At 64.9% G+C, this 18,441-nt stretch carries 18 protein-coding genes and 1 tRNA gene; 4 read left to right on the top strand and 15 right to left on the bottom strand.

What is annotated here, in order from left to right:
- Positions 1-5 precede the first annotated feature (5 nt).
- From rpe to IVB31_RS22705, 8 genes are all read right to left on the bottom strand, one after another.
- Positions 6-743 (bottom strand): ribulose-phosphate 3-epimerase, encoded by a 738-nt coding sequence (rpe, locus tag IVB31_RS22740; RefSeq protein ID WP_247327808.1) that lies wholly within the window; start codon positions 741-743, stop codon positions 6-8.
- Entirely contained in the window at positions 740-1,672 is a 933-nt protein-coding gene (cbbX, locus tag IVB31_RS22735) for a CbbX protein (protein ID WP_247327796.1), read from the bottom strand. Before cbbX ends, rpe begins: the two co-directional genes overlap by 4 nt.
- A gap of 100 nt (positions 1,673-1,772) precedes the next feature.
- Positions 1,773-2,180: a ribulose bisphosphate carboxylase small subunit gene (locus tag IVB31_RS22730; protein WP_247327794.1), complete on the bottom strand. Its 408-nt coding sequence runs from the start codon at positions 2,178-2,180 to the stop codon at positions 1,773-1,775.
- A gap of 11 nt (positions 2,181-2,191) precedes the next feature.
- Positions 2,192-3,652, bottom strand: a complete 1,461-nt coding sequence (locus IVB31_RS22725) for a form I ribulose bisphosphate carboxylase large subunit (RefSeq protein ID WP_247327793.1) — start codon at positions 3,650-3,652, stop codon at positions 2,192-2,194.
- A gap of 31 nt (positions 3,653-3,683) precedes the next feature.
- A complete protein-coding gene (fba, locus tag IVB31_RS22720; protein WP_247327792.1) occupies positions 3,684-4,769 on the bottom strand; it encodes a class II fructose-bisphosphate aldolase in 1,086 nt (361 codons plus the stop codon).
- Between the two features lie 13 nt (positions 4,770-4,782).
- Positions 4,783-6,804 carry a transketolase gene (tkt, locus tag IVB31_RS22715; RefSeq protein WP_247327787.1) on the bottom strand — a complete coding sequence of 674 codons (2,022 nt, stop codon included), beginning with the start codon at positions 6,802-6,804 and terminating at the stop codon, positions 4,783-4,785.
- A gap of 16 nt (positions 6,805-6,820) precedes the next feature.
- Positions 6,821-7,696: a phosphoribulokinase gene (locus tag IVB31_RS22710; RefSeq protein WP_247327785.1), complete on the bottom strand. Its 876-nt coding sequence runs from the start codon at positions 7,694-7,696 to the stop codon at positions 6,821-6,823.
- A 12-nt stretch (positions 7,697-7,708) separates the two neighbouring features.
- A complete protein-coding gene (locus IVB31_RS22705) occupies positions 7,709-8,746 on the bottom strand; it encodes a class 1 fructose-bisphosphatase (RefSeq protein ID WP_247327782.1) in 1,038 nt (345 codons plus the stop codon).
- Between the two features lie 121 nt (positions 8,747-8,867).
- Between IVB31_RS22705 and IVB31_RS22700 the strand changes: the two genes are divergently transcribed.
- Positions 8,868-9,845 (top strand): LysR family transcriptional regulator, encoded by a 978-nt coding sequence (locus IVB31_RS22700; protein ID WP_247327778.1) that lies wholly within the window; start codon positions 8,868-8,870, stop codon positions 9,843-9,845.
- A gap of 215 nt (positions 9,846-10,060) precedes the next feature.
- On the opposite strand, the gene IVB31_RS22695 is transcribed toward IVB31_RS22700, so the two are convergent.
- The 5 genes from IVB31_RS22695 to IVB31_RS22675 all read right to left on the bottom strand — a co-directional run bounded on the left by IVB31_RS22695 (position 10,061) and on the right by IVB31_RS22675 (position 14,774).
- On the bottom strand, positions 10,061-10,270 hold the full coding sequence (locus tag IVB31_RS22695; RefSeq protein ID WP_247327775.1) for a hypothetical protein: 210 nt from the start codon (positions 10,268-10,270) through the stop codon (positions 10,061-10,063).
- 138 nt (positions 10,271-10,408) lie between these two features.
- Entirely contained in the window at positions 10,409-10,828 is a 420-nt protein-coding gene (locus IVB31_RS22690; RefSeq protein ID WP_247327773.1) for a DUF4118 domain-containing protein, read from the bottom strand.
- A 130-nt stretch (positions 10,829-10,958) separates the two neighbouring features.
- On the bottom strand, positions 10,959-12,152 hold the full coding sequence (locus IVB31_RS22685) for an MFS transporter (RefSeq protein ID WP_247327772.1): 1,194 nt from the start codon (positions 12,150-12,152) through the stop codon (positions 10,959-10,961).
- A 52-nt stretch (positions 12,153-12,204) separates the two neighbouring features.
- Positions 12,205-12,759, bottom strand: a complete 555-nt coding sequence (locus IVB31_RS22680; protein ID WP_247327771.1) for a TetR/AcrR family transcriptional regulator — start codon at positions 12,757-12,759, stop codon at positions 12,205-12,207.
- 1,058 nt (positions 12,760-13,817) lie between these two features.
- A complete protein-coding gene (locus IVB31_RS22675; RefSeq protein ID WP_247327770.1) occupies positions 13,818-14,774 on the bottom strand; it encodes an N-carbamoyl-D-amino-acid hydrolase in 957 nt (318 codons plus the stop codon).
- Positions 14,775-14,867: 93 nt separating this feature from the next.
- Between IVB31_RS22675 and IVB31_RS22670 the strand changes: the two genes are divergently transcribed.
- Positions 14,868-15,212 carry a hypothetical protein gene (locus IVB31_RS22670; protein WP_247327769.1) on the top strand — a complete coding sequence of 115 codons (345 nt, stop codon included), beginning with the start codon at positions 14,868-14,870 and terminating at the stop codon, positions 15,210-15,212.
- A gap of 328 nt (positions 15,213-15,540) precedes the next feature.
- The gene (locus tag IVB31_RS22665) at positions 15,541-15,867 is read left to right on the top strand and encodes a hypothetical protein (RefSeq protein WP_247327767.1); all 327 of its coding nucleotides are present in this window, start codon (positions 15,541-15,543) and stop codon (positions 15,865-15,867) included.
- A 33-nt stretch (positions 15,868-15,900) separates the two neighbouring features.
- On the opposite strand, the gene IVB31_RS22660 is transcribed toward IVB31_RS22665, so the two are convergent.
- On the bottom strand, positions 15,901-16,944 hold the full coding sequence (locus IVB31_RS22660; RefSeq protein WP_247327765.1) for a tripartite tricarboxylate transporter substrate binding protein: 1,044 nt from the start codon (positions 16,942-16,944) through the stop codon (positions 15,901-15,903).
- 342 nt (positions 16,945-17,286) lie between these two features.
- A tRNA-Pro gene (locus IVB31_RS22655) sits at positions 17,287-17,363 on the bottom strand.
- Between the two features lie 50 nt (positions 17,364-17,413).
- On the opposite strand from IVB31_RS22655, the gene IVB31_RS22650 reads away from it, so the two are divergent.
- A complete protein-coding gene (locus IVB31_RS22650) occupies positions 17,414-18,421 on the top strand; it encodes an L-threonylcarbamoyladenylate synthase (protein ID WP_247327763.1) in 1,008 nt (335 codons plus the stop codon).
- Positions 18,422-18,441: the final 20 nt, after the last annotated feature.

Below are 18,441 nucleotides of genomic sequence, written 5' to 3'. Positions count from 1 at the left end.
GTATTCTATCGGATGAGCGCGGCCTCGCCGAAACGCGTCGGCCTCCCGGAAACGTCCTGCAACTTTGGAACTCTGCCGGCCTCCGCGGCGACGCGAATGGCCGCGATGTTCGCCGCATAGTCGGCACTGCTCTTGCCGCGAAACACGGCAGAACCCGCCACGAGCGTATCGGCGCCCGCAGCGGCCACGGCTGCGGCATTGTCCCGCGTGATACCGCCGTCAACCTCGAGCCGGATCGGGCGGTCGCCGATCATCGTTTTGATCCGTCCGATCTTCCCGAGCTGGGACTCGAGGAAGGACTGGCCGCCAAAGCCCGGATTGACGGTCATCACCAGCACGACATCGACACGATCGAGCACATATTCGATCACGGCTTCCGGCGTCGCCGGACAGAGACTGACACCGGCCTTCTTTCCGAGCGCGCGGATGGCCTGGAGCGAGCGGTCGAGATGGACACCGGCTTCGGCATGCACCGTGATGACATCCGCCCCGGCCTTCGCAAACGCCTCGAGATAGGGATCGGCTGGTGCGATCATCAGGTGAACGTCAAAAATCCTTGCCGTCAGCGGCCGGATCGCCTTGATGATGTCGGCGCCATAACTGATGTTCGGGACGAAATGCCCGTCCATGACGTCGCAATGAATCCAGTCGGCGCCCGCCGCGTCGATCGCCGCGATCTCTTCGCCGAGGCGCGCGAAATCCGCAGCCAGGATCGATGGCGCGATAATGATCTCTCTTGTCATGGTTTCTCACTCCGCGCGTCGGCGCCGCCGCTGAAAACGCGGCTCGCCAGGACGTCCATGGGATCGATGGTTTCGAGGTCGGCGATGTCGAGCATGCGGTCGAGATCGGACACCAGACGATCGGCCTGCCGCAGGCGGATGCGGTCGATGGCGTTGCGGATCGAGCGCGCATTCGAGAAGAACGGCTGCGTTCGGCGCAACGCGATGTATTTGTCGAAAGCCTCGCGCGCCGCCGCCGAGAAGCGATAGCCGCGCTCCTTCAGCATCAGTTCGGCGATGACGAGCAGCTCGGCTTCCGCATAGTCCGGAAAGTCGATGTGGTGCGCGATCCGCGAGCGGAAGCCGGGATTGGAGGCAAAGAAGCTCGTCATCCGCTCGCCATAGCCGGCGAGGATGACGACGAGGTCCTCGCGCTGGTTCTCCATCACCTGGAGCAGGATCTCGATCGCCTCCTGGCCGTAGTCGCGCTCGTTGTCGGGACGATGCAGATAATAGGCCTCGTCGATGAACAGCACGCCGCCCATTGCCTTCTTCAATATCTCCTTCGTCTTCGGCGCGGTGTGGCCGATATACTGGCCGACGAGATCGTCGCGCGTCACCGAGATCACCTGCCCCCGCCGCACGAAGCCGAGGCCGTGCAGGATCTTTGCCATGCGCAGCGCGACGGTCGTCTTGCCGGTGCCGGGATTGCCGGTGAATGACATGTGCAGTGTCGGCGGCGACGAGGCCAGGCCAGCCCGCTGCCGGATGCGTTCGATCAGAAGCAGCGATGCGATCTGGCGCACGCGGCTCTTCACCGGCTTCAAGCCGATCAGCTCCTGCTCGAGCTGTTGCAGCGTGCCGGTGATCCCGGCCGCCTCGGCCTCCTTGCGGAGATCGAAACCGGTCTCGCTAGTTTCATCGGTCGTCGCATGAGGGACATCAAGCATGGGCACCTCGAAGAAAAGAGCTTCGCCGCGGGGGAATGCGGCGAAGCAGTGGTCCGCCAAGGAAACGGAGCAGGGAGTGCTCCGCGCGGAGGAGGATGACTTAAGTCGGAGCGTGCGCGGCCGGCCGGCGCACGGTGGTGTAGCGGATCGCGCGTCCCCCCACCTCCTGCCGCACCAGATCGAACTCGGCCTCCTGCGGCGGCCGGTTGACCAGGAACGAGATCCGCACCGATTCCCAGCCGTGGCTGGAATCGAATCCGCAGAGGCGAATGTAACGGTCACCATATACTCTGCGGCATTCGGCGAGCTCCATCATCACGCCGGCGGCGTCCTGAAGATCGAACATCGGCAGGCCCCACATCTCCCAATAGGTGTTGCGGGGATGCGGATCGTCGGTGAACTCGATATTCACCGCCCAGCCATTGGCGAGGCAATATTGCACCTGCTTGGTGATCTGGTCGTCGGTCAGGTCGGGCAGGAACGAGAAGCAACCTTGAGTCAATTTCATCTCATGTCTCCTCAAACGGTTTCCAGCGCGGTCGGCACGAAGTCCGGCGTGTCGGTGGATTGATAGTTGAAGCTGACGTCCTTCCAGACTTCGAGCGCCGCCTTCAGCGGCGTGCAGGTCTCCGCCGCCCTGGCCAGGATCTCCGGGCCCTCATGGACGTAGTCCCGCCCCTCATTGCGGGCGAGGATCATCGCTTCCAGCGCCACGCGGTTGGCGATCGCGCCGGCCGCGATGCCCATGGGGTGACCGATAGTGCCGCCGCCGAATTGCAGCACGACGTCCTCCCCCAACAGATCGAGCAGCTGGTGCATCTGGCCGGCATGGATGCCGCCGGACGCCACCGGCATCATCTTGTTCAGGCTTGCCCAGTTCTGGTCGAAGAACAGGCCGTGCTCCAGCTTCATCGGATTGAAGTCCTCGCGGCAGACATCGTAGTAGCCACGCGTGGTGTTGGGATCACCCTCGAGCTTGCCGACAACCGTGCCGGCATGAATGTGGTCGACGCCGGCGAGCCGCATCCATTTGGCGATGACGCGGAACGACACGCCATGGCTCTTCTGGCGCGTATAGGTCGAGTGACCGGCGCGATGCAGATGCAGGATCATGTCATTGCGCCGCGCCCACTTCGCCATCGACTGGATCGCGGTGTAGCCGATCACGAGGTCGATCATGACGATGCACGACCCGAGCTCCTTGGCGAACTCCGCGCGCTCGTACATGTCCTCCATCGTTCCCGCGGTGATGTTCAGGTACGTGCCCTTCACCTCGCCGGAGGCCGCCTGGGCGCGATTCACCGCCTCCATGCAATAGAGAAAGCGGTCGCGCCAGTGCATGAATGGCTGCGAGTTGATGTTCTCGTCGTCCTTGGTGAAGTCGAGCCCGCCCTTCAGCGCCTCGTAGACCACGCGGCCGTAGTTGCGGCCGGAAAGCCCCAGCTTCGGCTTGACCGTTGCGCCGAGCAGCGGCCGACCGAACTTGTCGAGCCGCTCGCGCTCGACCACGATGCCGGTGGCCGGCCCCTGGAAGGTCTTCACATAGGCGACCGGGAAACGCATATCCTCCAACCGCAACGCCTTCAGCGGCTTGAAGCCGAACACGTTGCCGATGATCGAGGCCGACAAATTGGCGATCGAGCCTGGCTCGAACAGGTCGAGGTCATAGGCGATGTAGGCGAAGTACGAGCCCGGCGTGCCCGGCACCGGATCGACGCGGTAGCATTTTGCGCGATACTTTTCTGCCGCGGTCAGGCGATCGGTCCACACCACCGTCCAGGTCGCAGTCGAGGATTCGCCGGCGACCGCGGCTGACGCCTCGATCGGATCGACGCCCTCCTGCGGTGTGACGCGAAACAGCGCGATGACATCGGTGTCCTTTGGCAAATAGTCGGGCTCCCAATAACCCATGCGCTTGTATTCCATCACGCCTGAGCGATATCTTTCCTTGCCGCGGACGGTTCCTGCGTGTGCATTCATGGCTCTCTCCTGCTCTTCTCTCTCTGAATGATTAGGCCGCGACTGGCTCGCGGGCGTGGGCGCGCGGATCGAGCTCGCCGGCTCGGTAGCGCCGCGCCATCTCGCTCAAGGGAATGACCTTGATTTTGCTGGCGTGCCCCGCGGTGCCGAACTGCTCGAACCGATCGCGGCAAAGATCGCGCATCGCGTCCATCGCGGGCTTGAGGAATTTGCGCGGATCGAACTCGGAGCGCGTTTGCGCGGCCACTTTTCGGAATGCCGCGGTCATCGCGAGGCGGCAATCGGTGTCGATATTGACCTTGCGGACGCCGCTCTTGATGCCGCGAACGATTTCTTCCACCGGCACGCCCCAGGTTTGCGGCATCTCACCGCCGAACTGGTTGAACATGTCCTGAAGCGGCTGCGGCACCGACGATGAGCCATGCATCACTAGATGCGTGTTCGGCAGCCGGCGGTGGATCTCCTCGACCACCCGCATCGCCAGGATGTCACCATCGGGCTTGCGGCTGAACTTATAGGCGCCGTGCGAGGTGCCCATCGCGATGGCGAGCGCATCGACCTTGGTAGCGCGGACGAAATCGACCGCCTGGTCGGGATCCGTCAACAACTGGTCGTGGCTGACCTTGCCCTCGACGCCGTGGCCGTCCTCCTGTTCTCCGCCGCCATGCTCGAGCGAGCCGAGCACACCGAGCTCGCCTTCGACGGAGGCGCCGACCCAATGCGCGAGATCGACGACACGACGGGTGATCGCGACGTTGTAGTCGTAGTCGGCCGCCGTCTTGGCATCGGCCTTGAGCGAGCCGTCCATCATCACTGAGGTGAAGCCGTGCGCGATCGCGGACGCGCAGGTCGCTTCGTCATTGCCGTGGTCCTGGTGCATGCAGAGCGGGATGTCGGGATAGGTCCGCTCCAGCGCGTCGATCATGTGCGAGAGCATGAAGTCGCCGGCATAGCTGCGCGCACCGCGCGAGGCCTGGATGATGACGGGCGCATCGACCTCGGCTGCCGCCTGCATGATCGCGATGCCCTGCTCCATGTTGTTGATATTGAACGCCGGCACCGCGTATCCGTGCGTCGCGGCGTGATCGAGCAGTTGGCGAAGGGTGATACGGGCCACGATGATTCTCCTGCTATTGCTTGCGAGCGCGGGCGATCGCCCGTCGGGCGGCTTCCGCAATGCTTTGCGGCGTGATGCCGAATTCGCGGTAGAGCACCGGTGCCGGCGCCGAGGCGCCGAAGCCACGCATGCCGACGAACTCGCCCTCAGTGCCGATCCAGCGATGCCAATCGCCGACGACTGCCGCCTCGATGCCAACCCGTGGCGCGGTGCCGAGAACGGCGGCGCGATAGTCGTCCGGCTGCTCCTCGAACAGCGCGAAGCACGGCGCGGAGACCACGGCGGCGCTGATGTGCTCGGCCGCGAGCAGGCGCGCGGCTTCCAGCGCGATGGAAACCTCGGAGCCAGTTGCGATCAGCGTCACGTCGCGGCCGCCGTCCGGCGTGACCACGAGATACGCGCCTCGCGCCACGTGATTCCTTGCGCCTGTATCACTGCGGAATGTCGGGAGCGCCTGGCGCGACAGGCAGAGCACGGAAGGACGATCCTCCGCATCAAGCGCGCAATCCCAGGCCTCCAGTGTCTCTACCGCGTCCGCCGGGCGGAACACGAGCAGATTTGGAATCACCCGCAGCGCCGCGAGATGCTCGACCGGTTGATGCGTCGGCCCGTCCTCGCCGAGCCCGATGGAGTCATGGGTCATCACATGGATGACGCGCAACCGCATCAAGGCCGCAAGGCGGATTGCGGGCCGGCTGTAGTCGGAGAAGGCCAGGAAGGTGCCGCCGTAGGGAATGAAGCCGCCGTGCAGTGCCAGGCCGTTCATCGCAGCCGCCATGCCGTGCTCGCGGATGCCATAGTGGATGTAGTTGCCGGTGAACGCGTCGCGCGTGACCGGGACTTGCGCCTTGGCGTGGGTCAGATTCGAATGAGTGAGGTCCGCCGAGCCGCCCACCAGGCCGGGGATCGTCCCGGCAATGCCGTCGAGCACCTGCTGCGAGGCCTGCCGCGTCGCCAGCTTCGGCCGCTCGCTGGTGAAGCGCTCGCGCAGTTTCGCCGCAGCGAGTGCATAGGCGCCCGGCAGCGCAACAGCCTTGCGCTCGACGAACAGATCGCGCTGCTCGGGCGTCGCGCCTTCGTAGCGGTCGAGCCAGGCGAGACGTGCGACCTGTCCGCGCTGCCCGATTGTCCGCCATGCCTTCGCGACGGGAATCGGCACCACGAAGGGCTGATAGTCCCAGCCAAGCGTCCGCCGCGCCGCCGCGGTCTGCTCGGTGCCGAGCGGCGCGCCATGCGCCTTCTCGGTACCCTGCCGATCCGGCGCGCCATAACCGATGATGGTGCGGCAGGCGATCAGCGACGGCTTTGCGGTGTCACGCTCTTCCGCGATCGCCTGCGCAACTGCTTCGGGATCGTGCCCGTCGACCCGGCGCGCCGACCAGCCGGAGGCGGCAAAGCGTGCGAGGTGGTCGTCCGAGGTCGCAAGCGACGTGGGCCCGTCAATGGAGATTCCGTTGTCGTCGAACAGCACGATCAGGCGGCCGAGCCCGAGATGGCCGGCGAGGGAGATCGCCTCCTGGCTGATGCCTTCCATCAGGCAGCCGTCGCCGGCGATCACATAAGTGAAGTGATCGACGAGGCCCTCGCCATGCCGCGCATTGGCCATCCGCTCCGCGAGTGCCATGCCGACGGCCGTCGCAATCCCTTGCCCGAGCGGACCGGTCGTCATCTCGACACCGGGCGTGTGGCCGTATTCCGGATGCCCCGGCGTCTTGGAGCCCCATTGCCTGAACGCCTTGATGTCGTCGAGGCTGACGGCTCCGCCGGTCAGGTGCAGCAGTGCATAGAGCAGCATCGAGCCATGGCCCGCCGACAGCACGAAGCGGTCGCGATCCGGCCAGTTCGGATGCGCCGAGTCGAACTTCAGGAAGCGCGAGAACAGCACGGTCGCGACGTCGGCCATGCCCATGGGCAGGCCGGGATGGCCGGACTGCGAGGACTCGATGGCATCGACCGCGAGGAAGCGAACCGCGTTGGCGAGATCGCCATGCGTGACCGCGGTGAGGTCGGCTTTGGCGTGGACGGAGATGTTCATCGGATCCTCCCCTTGCTCACTTCAGGTTTCGCTTGCGCTCGATCAGCTGCATGATCAGCGGCGTCAGGATCAGCTGCATCGCGAGGTCGAGCTTCGCGCCGGGACATACGATGGAATTGGCGCGCGACATCCAGCTGTGCGGCAGCATCGAGAGCAGATACGGAAAATCGATGCCGCGCGGGTTCTTGAAGCGGATCACGACCATCGATTCGTCCGGCGTCGGAATCCAGCGCGCGATGAACGGATTGGACGTGTCCACCGTCGGCACGCGCTGGAAGTTAATGTCGGTCTCGGAAAACTGCGGGCAGATGTAGTGGATGTAGTCGGGCATCCGCCGCAGGACGGTGTCGGTGACGGCCTCGGTCGAATAGCCGCGCGCGCTGCGGTCGCGGTGCAGCTTCTGGATCCATTCGAGATTGATGACGGGCACGACGCCGATCTTCAGGTCGGCATAACGGGCGACATTGACCTTGTCCGTGACCACGGCGCCGTGGAGGCCCTCGTAGAACAACAGGTCGGAGCTCTCCGGCAGCCGTTCCCATTCGGTGAAGGTGCCGGGTGCCGCTCCATGCAGCGCGGCTTCCTCGGCGTCGTGGACATAGTGCCGCGTCGTCGCCGTGCCCGTCTCGCCATAGTCGCGGAACGCCCGCTCCAGCTCCTCGAACAGATTGGTCTCGGGGCTGAAATGACTGAAATGCCTGTTGCCGCGATCGGCCTCCTTTGCCATCTGCGTGCGCATTTCCGCGCGATCGTAGCGATGGAAGGCGTCGCCTTCGATGTAGGCCGCGTTGACCTTCTCGCGGAAGAATATCTGCTCAAAGGTCTTCTTGACCGAGGTGGTGCCGGCGCCGGAGGAGCCGGTGATGGAGATGATCGGATGCTTCCTGGACATGGGTCGCCTCGCTCACTGCCGGAAGAAGCCGCGCCGCGCGAACAGCGGCGCGGAGACGCTGGCGACCAGCAGCGGATCGCAATGCAGTTCCTCGACGCGCCGCACCTCGTTGCTCGAGCCCATGATCAGCGGCACGCGCTGGTGCAGGCTCTGCGCTGACAGGTCGAGGATGCGCTCGCGCCCGGTCGAAGCGGAGCCGCCGGCCTGCTCGATGATCATGGCCATCGGGTGCGCCTCGTAGGTGAGGCGCAGGCGGCCGTCGCCATAGCCGGGCCGTGCATCGGAGGGATAGAGGAACACGCCGCCGCGGGTGAGGATGCGATAGGCCTCGGCAACCAGCGATCCAATCCAGCGCATGTTGAAATTGTGGTTGGCGGGCCCCTCGACACCGGCGAGACATTCGTCGACGAAGGCACGGACGGGCTGTTCCCAATGGCGGCGGTTCGAGGCGTTGATCGCGAACTCCTCGCACGTCTCGGAGATTTGCACGGCGCTGCGCGCCAGGCGGAAGCAGCCCGCCTTGCGGTCGAGCGTGAAGATATCGACGCCGTCGCCGAGCGTCAGCACCAGCGAGGTTTGCGGACCATAGGTGACGAACCCCGCCGCGAGTTGCGCAGAGCCGCGTTGATGGAAGGCGAGCGCGAGATCATCAGGCGCGGGCAGGATCGAGAAGATCGTGCCGACGGTCATGTTGATGTCGATGTTGGAGGAGCCGTCGAGCGGATCGATCGCGACGCAGATCTTGGCCGCGCGATCGCCGATCTGCGGCTCGCGCATCTCTTCCGAGGCCAGCGCCGCGACCGGCAGCTTGTCGAGGCAGCGGCGCAGGATGGCGTCGGCCTGGACGTCGAGATCGCGCTGGAGATCGCCGTCGCTGTTGCGGCCGGTGGTCAGCCCCGATGCGTCAGCGAGGTCTCCGGTGGCGATCAGATCGGTGATCTCGATCGCGGCCGCGGCAATGGCATCGACTGCGGCGGCCACGGCCAGCGCATGGGGTGCGGTCTCGGAGTACCGTTGAAGGTGGTCGTCCAGCCTGAGTTGCCCGGTCATCTGCGTCCATCCCCTTCGCTGGCGCCGCGTCCAGTTCCCTCCCTGTTGGAGGTCGGTGCGGTCAGTCCCAACAACGATGAGATTGACAGGCGTGGCTTAATAAGGAAAATTTCTATTCATAATGAGTGCCAAAGAATTATCTTATAATGGACCCGGCCACCCGGCGGCGCAGCTTCGGCATCTCACGATCCGGCAGCTCCGTTCGCTGGCGGCGCTTTCGGCCAAGGGCAGCGTGACGGCAGCCTCGAGCCAGCTCGGGCTGACGCAGCCGGCCGTCACCCAGCAGCTGCGCCAGCTTCAGGATCTCGCAGGCCTGCCGCTGGTGCAGCGAACCGGCGACGGCATGCTGCTGACCGGGGCCGGCAAGGAGGTGCTTGCGCTCGCCGAGCGCGTCGAGGCCGCAATCGCCGACTGCCAGGGCGCCCTCGACCTGCTTGCCGGGCGAACCGGCGGCACGGTGCATCTCGGCGCGGTCTCGACCGCGAAATATTTCGTGCCGCACGCGATCGCGGCATTCTCGAAGCGGCATCCGAAGATCGAGATCAAGCTCACCATCGGCAATCGCGAGGAGATCCGCGAGGCCATGCACGGCTACGACCTCGACTTCGCGGTGATGGGTCGGCCACCGGCCGACGTCAGCGTTGACGTCCGCCAGCTCGGGCGCAATCCGCACATCATCGTCGCCCGCAAGGGGCACTGGCTGGAGAAGGATTCCGGCCTCAGCCTGACCGACCTCGTGCACGAGACCTTCCTCACCCGCGAGCCGGGATCGGGCACGCGGACGCTGATGGAGGGCATGTTCCAGAAGTCGGATCTCGAGCCGATCATCGGCATGGAGATGAGCAGCAACGAGACCATCAAGCAGGCCGTGATCGCAGGCCTCGGCATCGCCTTCATCTCGGCCCACACCGTAGCCCACGAGCTCACCGAGGGTCGGCTCATCGTGCTCGATGTCGCAGGTCTGCCGATCGTGCGGCAATGGTACGTGATCCGCCGCAGCGACAAGGTGCTGCTGCCGCCGGCGCAGGCAATGTTCGATTTTCTGGGGTCGGAGGGGTCGAACTATCTGCCCGACGTGCCCGAACTCGGCGCGCGATAGGCGGGAGGCCGTCAGCCCATCAGCTTCATCGCGACCGTTGCCGCCAGAATGATGATGATCTGGAGCAGACGCTCCGTCGTGAAGATGCGGTTGAAGGTGGTCATCGCTTGCCCCGGCCGAATTGGGATGTCTCGGTCCCGGCGTTGCTAGCACATGCGGGCACCGAGATAACTCCGTAGTCGCCACGGGCCCTTGCCGGGCGGCCCCATCGCCAATCAGGCCGCGAGCGGCGCAGTGTGATCCATGCGCGCGGCGAAATAGGCTTCCAGCTCCAACAGCGCCCGTGCTTCCCAATCCCTCGCCTGCTCGAGCAGCGACCAGCTCTGGCCCGGGCGGAATGCAGCGGTCTGGCGGTAGAGCGATGCGATACCGCGATAGCGGCGCACGTTCTCCAAGATCGCGTGACCACTGGTTTGGCCGTTCATGTCCGAAAACTCCCTCGTCAGTTCCGGGGAAGAAATTGCGGCCAAATCTTTTTCGAAAAGTTAGCGCGGCGCGGCAAGCGCGCGGATGGTTGACGGACTGTTGCGCGCGCGCAACGCGCGCGGCCGCGCGAGGCCGATTTATTGCGAATTCGTTGCCGCGCTCTCGCTCCGCCGCTTCAACCCGCCGCGGCTGATCATCGCCATCGTGTCGCGGCAGAGATCGGCGAGGCCGATCAGCAGCACGGCGAGCAGGCAGAACTGGTTGATGGAATCGGTATGCGCGCTGGTCAGCGAATTGAACTCGAAGACAGGCTGCATGAACGCCCACCACACCAGCGGGACGGCGAGCAGCGCGGCAAACGCCGCCGCCGGCGTGCCCGCGACAATTCCGAGCACGAACAGGCCGGGCAGGAACGCCGCGAAATAGAGTTTTGCGCCGAGCGCGACACAGATGCCCTGAAGCGCCGCCGACATCGCGACAACGACAAATCCGAGCAGAAACGCCTGCCACGACCATGGCCGTACCCGCGGTACGCCAAACAGTCCCGCACGCCTCATCAGCCTCCCCCTGCCGCCCGTTAACCAGGCCCGCTTGCGACCAAAGTACTACAGAAGCAGCGAAATCGCGAGATGGAAATTGCATCCGGGCCGGCTTGGTAAACGGGCCGCAGCGCACAATTTGCGGCCACTACTCGATGGCGGCATAGAGCAGCCCCGCCACCGGCAGCGCGAGGCCGATGGTCGATGCCAGCATCCAGCCGCCCTGCGCGAAGGCCCAGGCGCCGACCGCCGAGCCTGCGGCAGCGGCGCTGAAGAACGTCGCCATGTACAGGCCGTTGAGGCGGCTGCGGTGCTCATGCCCCAGCGCGAAGATGGCGCGGAAGCCCAGCACCAGATTGCCCTGCACGCCGAAATCGATCGCGATGGCGGCAACGACCAGGCAGGCCAGATTGAGCATCGAACCGGCCGCGCCGATATGCGTGATCAGGAAGCCCCCGGCAACCAGGAGCATCGCGACCAGGGTCGCGACGCGGCTATGGCCGCGATCGGCGAGCCGCCCCGCGATCGGAGCCGCGAACACGCCGGCGACACCGGCGAGCGCGAACAGCGCGATGCCGCGCTGGGTGAAGCCGAACTCGCTGGCGAGCAGCAGCGGCGTCACCGTCCAGAACAGGCTGAAGGCGCCGAACAGGCTGGCCTGGTAGAGCGCGCGACGCCGCAGCAGCGGCGTGGTCCGCACCAGATCCGGCATCGACAGCAGCAACTCGCCATAATGCATGCGCGCGACCGGCTTGCGCTTCGGCAGCGTCATCCAGAGCACGGCTGCGAGCACGATCATCAGCGCGGCCGAACAGAAGAACACCGCGTGCCACGACAGCACTGCCGTGACGAAGCTCGACACCGGCCGCGCCAGCATGATGCCCAGCATCAGGCCGGTCGAGACGTTGCCGACGACGCGGCCGCGGATGGCTGCCGGCGCAAGATGCGCCGCATAGGGCATGATGATCTGCACCGCGACCGAGCCGAGCCCGATGAACAGCGCGGCGATCAGGAACGGCAGCGCATGGGATGCGAACCCTGCTGCGAGCAGGGCCGCCGCGCCGAGCATGATGACGGAGCAGATCAAAGCGCGGTTCTCGACGAGGTCGCCGAGCGGCACGATGAAGAGAAGCCCCACGCCGTAACCGATCTGCGTCATGGTGACGATCAGCCCCGCCGCTTCATGCGACAGGCCGAGCGCGGCGCTGATCGGCGCGATCAGCGGCTGGGCGTAATAGATGTTGGCGGCGACCATGCCGCAGGCCGCGGCAAGCACGAAGGTCAGTCGCTGCGACACCGCAGCCGGATCCGGCGCGGTCTCGATCGTGGCATTCATCGTCATTCACACGGTCTCCAGACATAGGAAACGCTTGTTTCCTAATATGACAAATAATTCAGGCGAGTAGCTTCATCGCGACGGCAACCAGGCGCTTGCCGTCGAGCGACAGGCGCGCCTTGCCGACGACGCGCAGACCCTGCGTGATACAGATCATCAGACGCGCGGTGTCGTCGGCGGCGACATGGCGGGGAATCGAGCCGTCGGCCTGCCCCTCGCGAATGAGGCCGGCGATGAAGCCTTCGTTGGTCTCGAGCCGCGCGCTGACGAGGGCGGCGACCACCGGATCGACCGCGGACAATTCGACCGCACTGCCGACCACGAGGCAGCCGCGCCGCCCCTCGCTGCCCTGGGAATGCTCCACATAGGAGAGCAGCAGGTTGCGCAGCCGCTCGCGGCCATTGGCGCCTTGCGCTGCGGCACTGCGCGTCTCCTCCTGGCGCAACGCGACGTAGCGCTCGAAGGCGGCGAGAAACACCGCATGCTTGTCGCGAAACGCCTTGTAGACGCTGCCGGTCGCCAGCCGCATCGCCGCGGTGAGATCGCCGATCGAGGTGGCATGATAACCGCGCTCGGAGAACACGCGGACGGCCCTGTCGAGCGCAGTGTCCATGTCGAATTCCCGGGGACGTCCGGGCGGACGGGCAATTGGCTGGGATTTGCGGGCGGCTTTTTGCATTGCGGGATAATAGGGAATGATTGTTTCCGAATAAAGACACTTGGTCGTGATGGGGTGGATGCGGCTGAAACATGGGTGGCCAAGGCTCGTGTCCCGGACGCGCTGCAACGCTCTTTAGCGTTGCTGCGCAGAGCCGGGACCTAGAAGGCGACACGGTACAATGCGGCGACATGGGCCCCGGCTCTGCAGCGCACCGCTGAAGGAGCCCTGCGCTGCGTCCGGGGCACGGGAGAGAGCCGTGCTGCACGCTCTCTCGAGATCGTCTTTTGCGAGCGCGGCGCACTCGTAGGATGGGTAGAGCGAAAGCGAAACCCATCGCGCTCTCGTCCGCACCGGAGCATGATGGGTTTCGCAAGGGCTCTACCCATCCTACGGCCCCGCAGATACACCTTCTTATCCTCGCGGCGGATTTCGCCCGAGCTTTGCCTGGTCGCTACTCTCTTGCCGCCCTCTTGATCCAAGAGGGCGCAGGGAAGGCCGGGTGCCGACTGGCACCCGCGGTCCGCTGCGCGAAAAGCACACGCAGGAAAACCGCACAGCAGCATACAGGTGTCGCCGATCACTCGGCCTTCCCTGCGCGATGGTCGGACGGCTTATGCCGTGCTCTCCCGGGAGCCGAACTTTCCTTCTGGCCTCCCTCGCCTCGCGAATTGACGATGCCGTCCGCCCGGTTGGGCTCGCGCGCATCTCCGCAAAAGGCTTGACCGTAGCAACGACGGCCAAGACCACACGGTTTTGCCGCACGCATCAGCGCCGCTCGTCCGCACGCGGCCACGGGCTCACAGGGACTACCCGCCCTGCCCGCGCCTCTCGCGCACGACGCTGCCGCGTCCACCGCAACCCGGCTCCCATATCGTGACGACGTACGATCGCCCCTCAAGGATGAGCCGGGATGAGCGACACATACGTCATTTCCGAAATTCGGTAAAGCGGAATATTTTTACCCGTAGGGATTGACAGGTCTACCGGTGTTTTGCCCGACGGGCTACGCCTCACCCCTTCCGCACCGCCGATCCGTCCGCCATCCTCGTCACCCCCTTACGCTCGACAATCATCCCATAAGCCTGCGGCTGGCGGTGAACATCGAAATTGAACGTGGTGCGCTTGTAGGAATTGCAGAGATCGAGATCGCAGCGGGCGAGCGCGATCTCGTCGCCCTTGGTCGTGCATCGCGCGATGATCTCGCCCGAGGGCGCGATGATGCAGCTGCCGCCGATGTGGTCGACGCCCTCCTCGATACCGGCCTTGGCGACGCCGACCACGAAGGTGCCGTTCTGGTAGGCGCCGGCCTGCATCACGAGGTGATTGTGGAACAGCGAGAGATCGTCATGCTCGGGCGCGGGCGGATTGTGCACCGGCGTGTTGTAGCCGATCATCACCATCTCGACGCCCTGCAGGCCCATCACCCGGTAGGTCTCGCTCCAGCGACGATCATTGCAGATCGCCATCCCCATCACGCCGCCAAAAGCCTCGGTCACGCCGAAGCCTTCGCCGGGCTCGAAATAGCGCTTCTCCAGATGCTGGAATTTGCGCCACGGCTCATGCTCGGCATGGCCGGGCAAATGGACCTTACGATATCTGGCGACGATCGCGCCGCTTCTATCGACCAGAATGGAAGCGTTGTAGCGCCTGACAATTCCGGCCTCGACCGTCAGCTCGGCGTAGCCAAGGTAAAATCCGATACCGATCTCGCGGGCGAGATCGAACAGCGCCCGCGTCTCCGGTCCTGGCATCTCGCGCTCGAAAAAGCTGTCGATCTCGGCCTGATCGTCAAAGTACCAGCGCGGAAAGAACGTGGTCAGCGCGAGCTCGGGATAGACGATCAGGTCGCAGCCGTTGGCCTTCGCCTGGCGCATCAACGCCATCAGCCGCGCCACGACCTCGGTTCTCGTCTCACGCCTCGCGATCGGGCCAAGCTGGCCGGCCGCGACGTTCACAAATCTTGCCACGCGTCTGCCCTTCATTCGCTTGTCGATGGCGCACAATCAAATTCCGTGCCTCTCTGGCCCGTAGAGACCGCGCGGGAGCCTAATGCGAGGCGCTTGCGTTGCCAATCTGCAACGGTTCCCCGCCGTCTGAAGCCGGACAAAACAAACTCCCATTCCGGCCACGAACCGCTCTCACAAGGCCGTGACAAGCCAGGAACTGCCAAGGGAACGACGATGCGTGCACAACGCGTTTGGAAAGTGAATGGGGTTGCCAACATCGGGCACCTCCAATCCAGACTGGACGACCTCAACAAGCGTCTCGGTCAGCTCGAAAGCCAGCATCCAGACAGCTGGAAGGTCGAAGACCTGAAATCGAACGCGCTCAACCTGTCGCGCGAGATCGACGACATTCGCTGCGCCGAGGCGACGGCGGCGCTGAGCGAGCTGCTGCGAAAGTAGTTACGCCTCGCCGATTCGAGGTGCGTAGGATGGGTAGAGCGATAGCGAAACCCATCGCGGCTCGCGAGGGGCGCAAAGGCGATGGGTTTCGCAAGGTCTCTACCCATCCTACGGACCGGCGATTCGCTCGTCGCGTGAGGAACCAACCCCGCGCACCGCCATTTTCCTGGGAGCATGGAGCAAAATCATGACCAGGCACCTGACGCGAGCCCATCTCGCGCGCGGCGTGGCCGGCGCGGTATCCACGCTGGTCCTGTGCGCGACGGCGGCATTCACCATCGCGCGCCACTTTGCGCTTTGAAGGATTTGGCGCTGTGAGGGTTTTCGCATGACGTCCGACCCCGAGGAATCGGTGAGGCTGCAAGGCTACGGCGAGATGACGTTGCGCACGGCCATCACCACGATGATGCTGCTTGCGCCGCGCGAGCGAGCGGACGCCGCGATCTTCCGCGTCCGCGACGGCGTGCGACTGGCCTCGAGCGAGATCGCCGAACTCGCGTCGAATTGGGGTATCGAGCCGACCGGTGATTTGCGATCGCCGAGACTCGCCCCGGATCAGCACTGGCCGGAGATCGTTCGCGGCATGGTGCGCGAAGCCCCGTTGCCGTCGCTGGTCGTGGCGTTCATGCTCGGTGTGCTGGTGGCGAGGCGGTAGTCTCGCGACAACCGCCGGCTACGGCACGACTGATTACTTCTGCTCGTTTGCGCGCATGTCTTCAGCATAAGGACGCAACGCCTCGGACATGTCGTCGAGGCGTTTCTGCCACTCAGCGCCCGTCAGGAAAGCGATCACCGGCTCGTCGCCGGGCGAATTCGTCAAGTACTCGGGATTGCGCAAACCTTCGGCAATTCCGGCTTCCAGCTTCTTGACGATGTCGTCCGGAACGCCCTTCGGGACCGCGAAGCCGCGTTCTGCCGTCGTCGTGACTGGAAAGCCCACTTCCTCCGCTGTCGGAACGTCGGGCAGCACCGGAAAGCGCTTCTTGGACAGGATCGCGATGACGCGAAGTGGCCCCTTGTTGGTACCATGCAATTCGGGAATCTCGCTGAGCGTGACCATCCCGACTTCCAGATGCCCGCCCAACAGATCGGTCCGCTGCGCGGCCGTTCCTCTGTAAGAGATTTCGTTGGGCTCGACCTTCGCGGCTGCCGCCAGCATGCGAATGGCCAGATGACCATTCGTGCCGACACCGTTGTGACCAAATGTCACCGAGCCGGGCTTGCTGCGAAGTGCGGCGATGACATCCGGCAGATTCTTGAATCTGCTGTCCGCGGGAACCACCATGACGTTCGGATCTTCAACGATCCGTGCGACCAACCGGATTTCATCCGTGGTGTATTGGGTTTTGCGTGTCATCGGCAGAAAGTTGTAGCCCGGCACGTTGACGACGCCGATCGAATAGGCATCGGGCGCGGCGCGCGCGATCGAGGCAAACGCGATCTCGCCACCGGCGCCAGGCTTGTTCAGGACGACAAACTTCGCCTTGCCGCCGAGCGCGCGCTCGACGAAGGGCAGAAGTTTGCGAGCCATGACATCGGTACCGCCGCCGGGCGCAAAGCCGACGACGACTTCGATCGGCTTGTCTTCCGGCCACGCGGCCCATGCTGGCCCAGAAACAACGAAGCCGAGAGCTGCAACGAGCGCGATGATTTTCTTATTCATGATTTCCAGCCCTGCTTCTTGTTGTTGGCCGATTGCGCTGCTTGAAGCTGCGATCAACTGCAGGTTCATCTAATCGTCGGTCTGACCGGATGGCAACCGATCGTCCCGAGCGCGAGCGTTTGACGAGCTCTGGCGGCTTTCGAGGCAGTTGCGGAAGCGTCAGAGGAGTGTGGGAGCCGCGCCTGGCGGCGCTTCTGACTGGCTCGCTCGTGGCGAGACGGTAATTCTCGGACCTACCGTACAGCGCCGGATCAGGGATGCCGGCGAAAAAAAAGCCATGCCGCTGCGGCACACGCCTCTGCCCGGCCAAATCGGCCGTGGACCCGCCACCAAAATCGTTGCAGAAAGGCGCTCCCGAGGCGCCGGCGGCCGGTCCGCCAAGCCTCTGGAAGACGTCAATTTTTGGAAGAATGGTCGGAGTGGCAGGATTCGAACCTGCGACCCCTGCGTCCCGAACGCAGTGCTCTACCGGGCTGAGCCACACTCCGACAAGAAGGCGGCTTATAGCGGTGGGTTCGGCGCACCGCAAGCGGCCGGCATGAGGAATTTTATCCCTGTGAAAACGGGTCTTGAAACGCTGATTTTACCGGCCGGCGAGGCCGGCGCGGAAGCTGCCGCCCGGACATTGGCCGCCGGCGGGCTGGTCGCGTTCCCGACCGAGACGGTCTACGGGCTCGGGGCGGACGCCGGAAATGCTGGCGCGATCGCCCATCTTTACGCCGCCAAGGGGCGGCCGGCCTTCAATCCGCTGATCGCGCATGTCGCGGACCTCGCGGCCGCGCGGCGGATCGGCCGATTCGACGCGTGCGCTGTGAGCCTTGCGGAGGCGTTCTGGCCGGGGCCGCTGACGCTGGTGGTGCCGAAGGCGGACAACTGCCCGGTGGCGGAGCTGGCTACGGCCGGGCTCGACACGGTCGCGATCCGCATCCCCGCCCATCCGGTGGCGCAGGCGATCCTGCGCGCCTTTGGCGGGGCGGTGGTGGCGCCGTCCGCCAACATCTCCGGCCACGTCTCGCCGACGCTGGCCGCCCATGTCGAAAGCGACCTTGCGGGGCGGATCGACCTGATCGTCGACGGCGGGCCTGTGACGGTCGGCGTCGAATCGACCATCGTCGGCTGCTTCGACGCGCCGATGCTGCTGCGGCCCGGCGGGCTCTCGCGCGAGCGGATCGAGGCCGTGCTCGGTGCGCCGCTGGCGCGGCCGCCCGTGGAAGCCGACAGCAACGACAGCCAGCCGCTCGCCCCGGGCATGCTGGCCTCGCATTACGCGCCGCGCGCCAATGTGCGGCTCAATGCGCAGGACGTTGCGCCGGACGAAGCGCTGCTGGCGTTCGGGCCCGCGCGCCTGCCCGGCTTAGAGGCCGCCGCCGCTGTCATGAATTTGTCGCCCGCCGGTGATCTCGATGAAGCCGCCGCCAATCTGTTCGGCTATCTTCGCGCCCTCGATGCGAGGGGGCTGCGAGCGATCGCGGTGATGGCGATCCCCGAAGACGATTTGGGCGAAGCGATCAATGACCGGCTGCGCCGGGCTGCGGTCGCCCGATAAGAAGCTTGAGAAGAGACACG

It is taken from the genome of Bradyrhizobium sp. 21 (assembly GCF_023073335.1).
In the GTDB taxonomy this organism is placed as follows: domain Bacteria; phylum Pseudomonadota; class Alphaproteobacteria; order Rhizobiales; family Xanthobacteraceae; genus Bradyrhizobium.
The sequence above is the reverse complement of the archived record's forward strand: the minus strand, read 5'-3'. Positions and strand labels throughout refer to the sequence as shown.

Coding starts and splice junctions, on each gene's coding strand:
- IVB31_RS22730 (WP_247327794.1), bottom strand. CDS start 2,180: ATGAAATTGACTCAAGGTTGCTTCTCGTTCCTGCCCGACCTGACCGAC.
- IVB31_RS22710 (WP_247327785.1), bottom strand. CDS start 7,696: ATGTCCAGGAAGCATCCGATCATCTCCATCACCGGCTCCTCCGGCGCC.
- IVB31_RS22690 (WP_247327773.1), bottom strand. CDS start 10,828: ATGAGGCGTGCGGGACTGTTTGGCGTACCGCGGGTACGGCCATGGTCG.
- IVB31_RS22725 (WP_247327793.1), bottom strand. CDS start 3,652: ATGAATGCACACGCAGGAACCGTCCGCGGCAAGGAAAGATATCGCTCA.
- IVB31_RS22665 (WP_247327767.1), top strand. CDS start 15,541: ATGACGTCCGACCCCGAGGAATCGGTGAGGCTGCAAGGCTACGGCGAG.
- tkt (WP_247327787.1), bottom strand. CDS start 6,804: ATGAACATCTCCGTCCACGCCAAAGCCGACCTCACCGCGGTCACGCAT.
- IVB31_RS22685 (WP_247327772.1), bottom strand. CDS start 12,152: ATGACGATGAATGCCACGATCGAGACCGCGCCGGATCCGGCTGCGGTG.
- IVB31_RS22650 (WP_247327763.1), top strand. CDS start 17,414: ATGAGGAATTTTATCCCTGTGAAAACGGGTCTTGAAACGCTGATTTTA.
- IVB31_RS22705 (WP_247327782.1), bottom strand. CDS start 8,746: ATGACCGGGCAACTCAGGCTGGACGACCACCTTCAACGGTACTCCGAG.
- cbbX (WP_247327796.1), bottom strand. CDS start 1,672: ATGCTTGATGTCCCTCATGCGACGACCGATGAAACTAGCGAGACCGGT.
- IVB31_RS22695 (WP_247327775.1), bottom strand. CDS start 10,270: ATGAACGGCCAAACCAGTGGTCACGCGATCTTGGAGAACGTGCGCCGC.
- IVB31_RS22660 (WP_247327765.1), bottom strand. CDS start 16,944: ATGAACCTGCAGTTGATCGCAGCTTCAAGCAGCGCAATCGGCCAACAA.
- IVB31_RS22700 (WP_247327778.1), top strand. CDS start 8,868: ATGAGTGCCAAAGAATTATCTTATAATGGACCCGGCCACCCGGCGGCG.
- rpe (WP_247327808.1), bottom strand. CDS start 743: ATGACAAGAGAGATCATTATCGCGCCATCGATCCTGGCTGCGGATTTC.
- IVB31_RS22680 (WP_247327771.1), bottom strand. CDS start 12,759: ATGGACACTGCGCTCGACAGGGCCGTCCGCGTGTTCTCCGAGCGCGGT.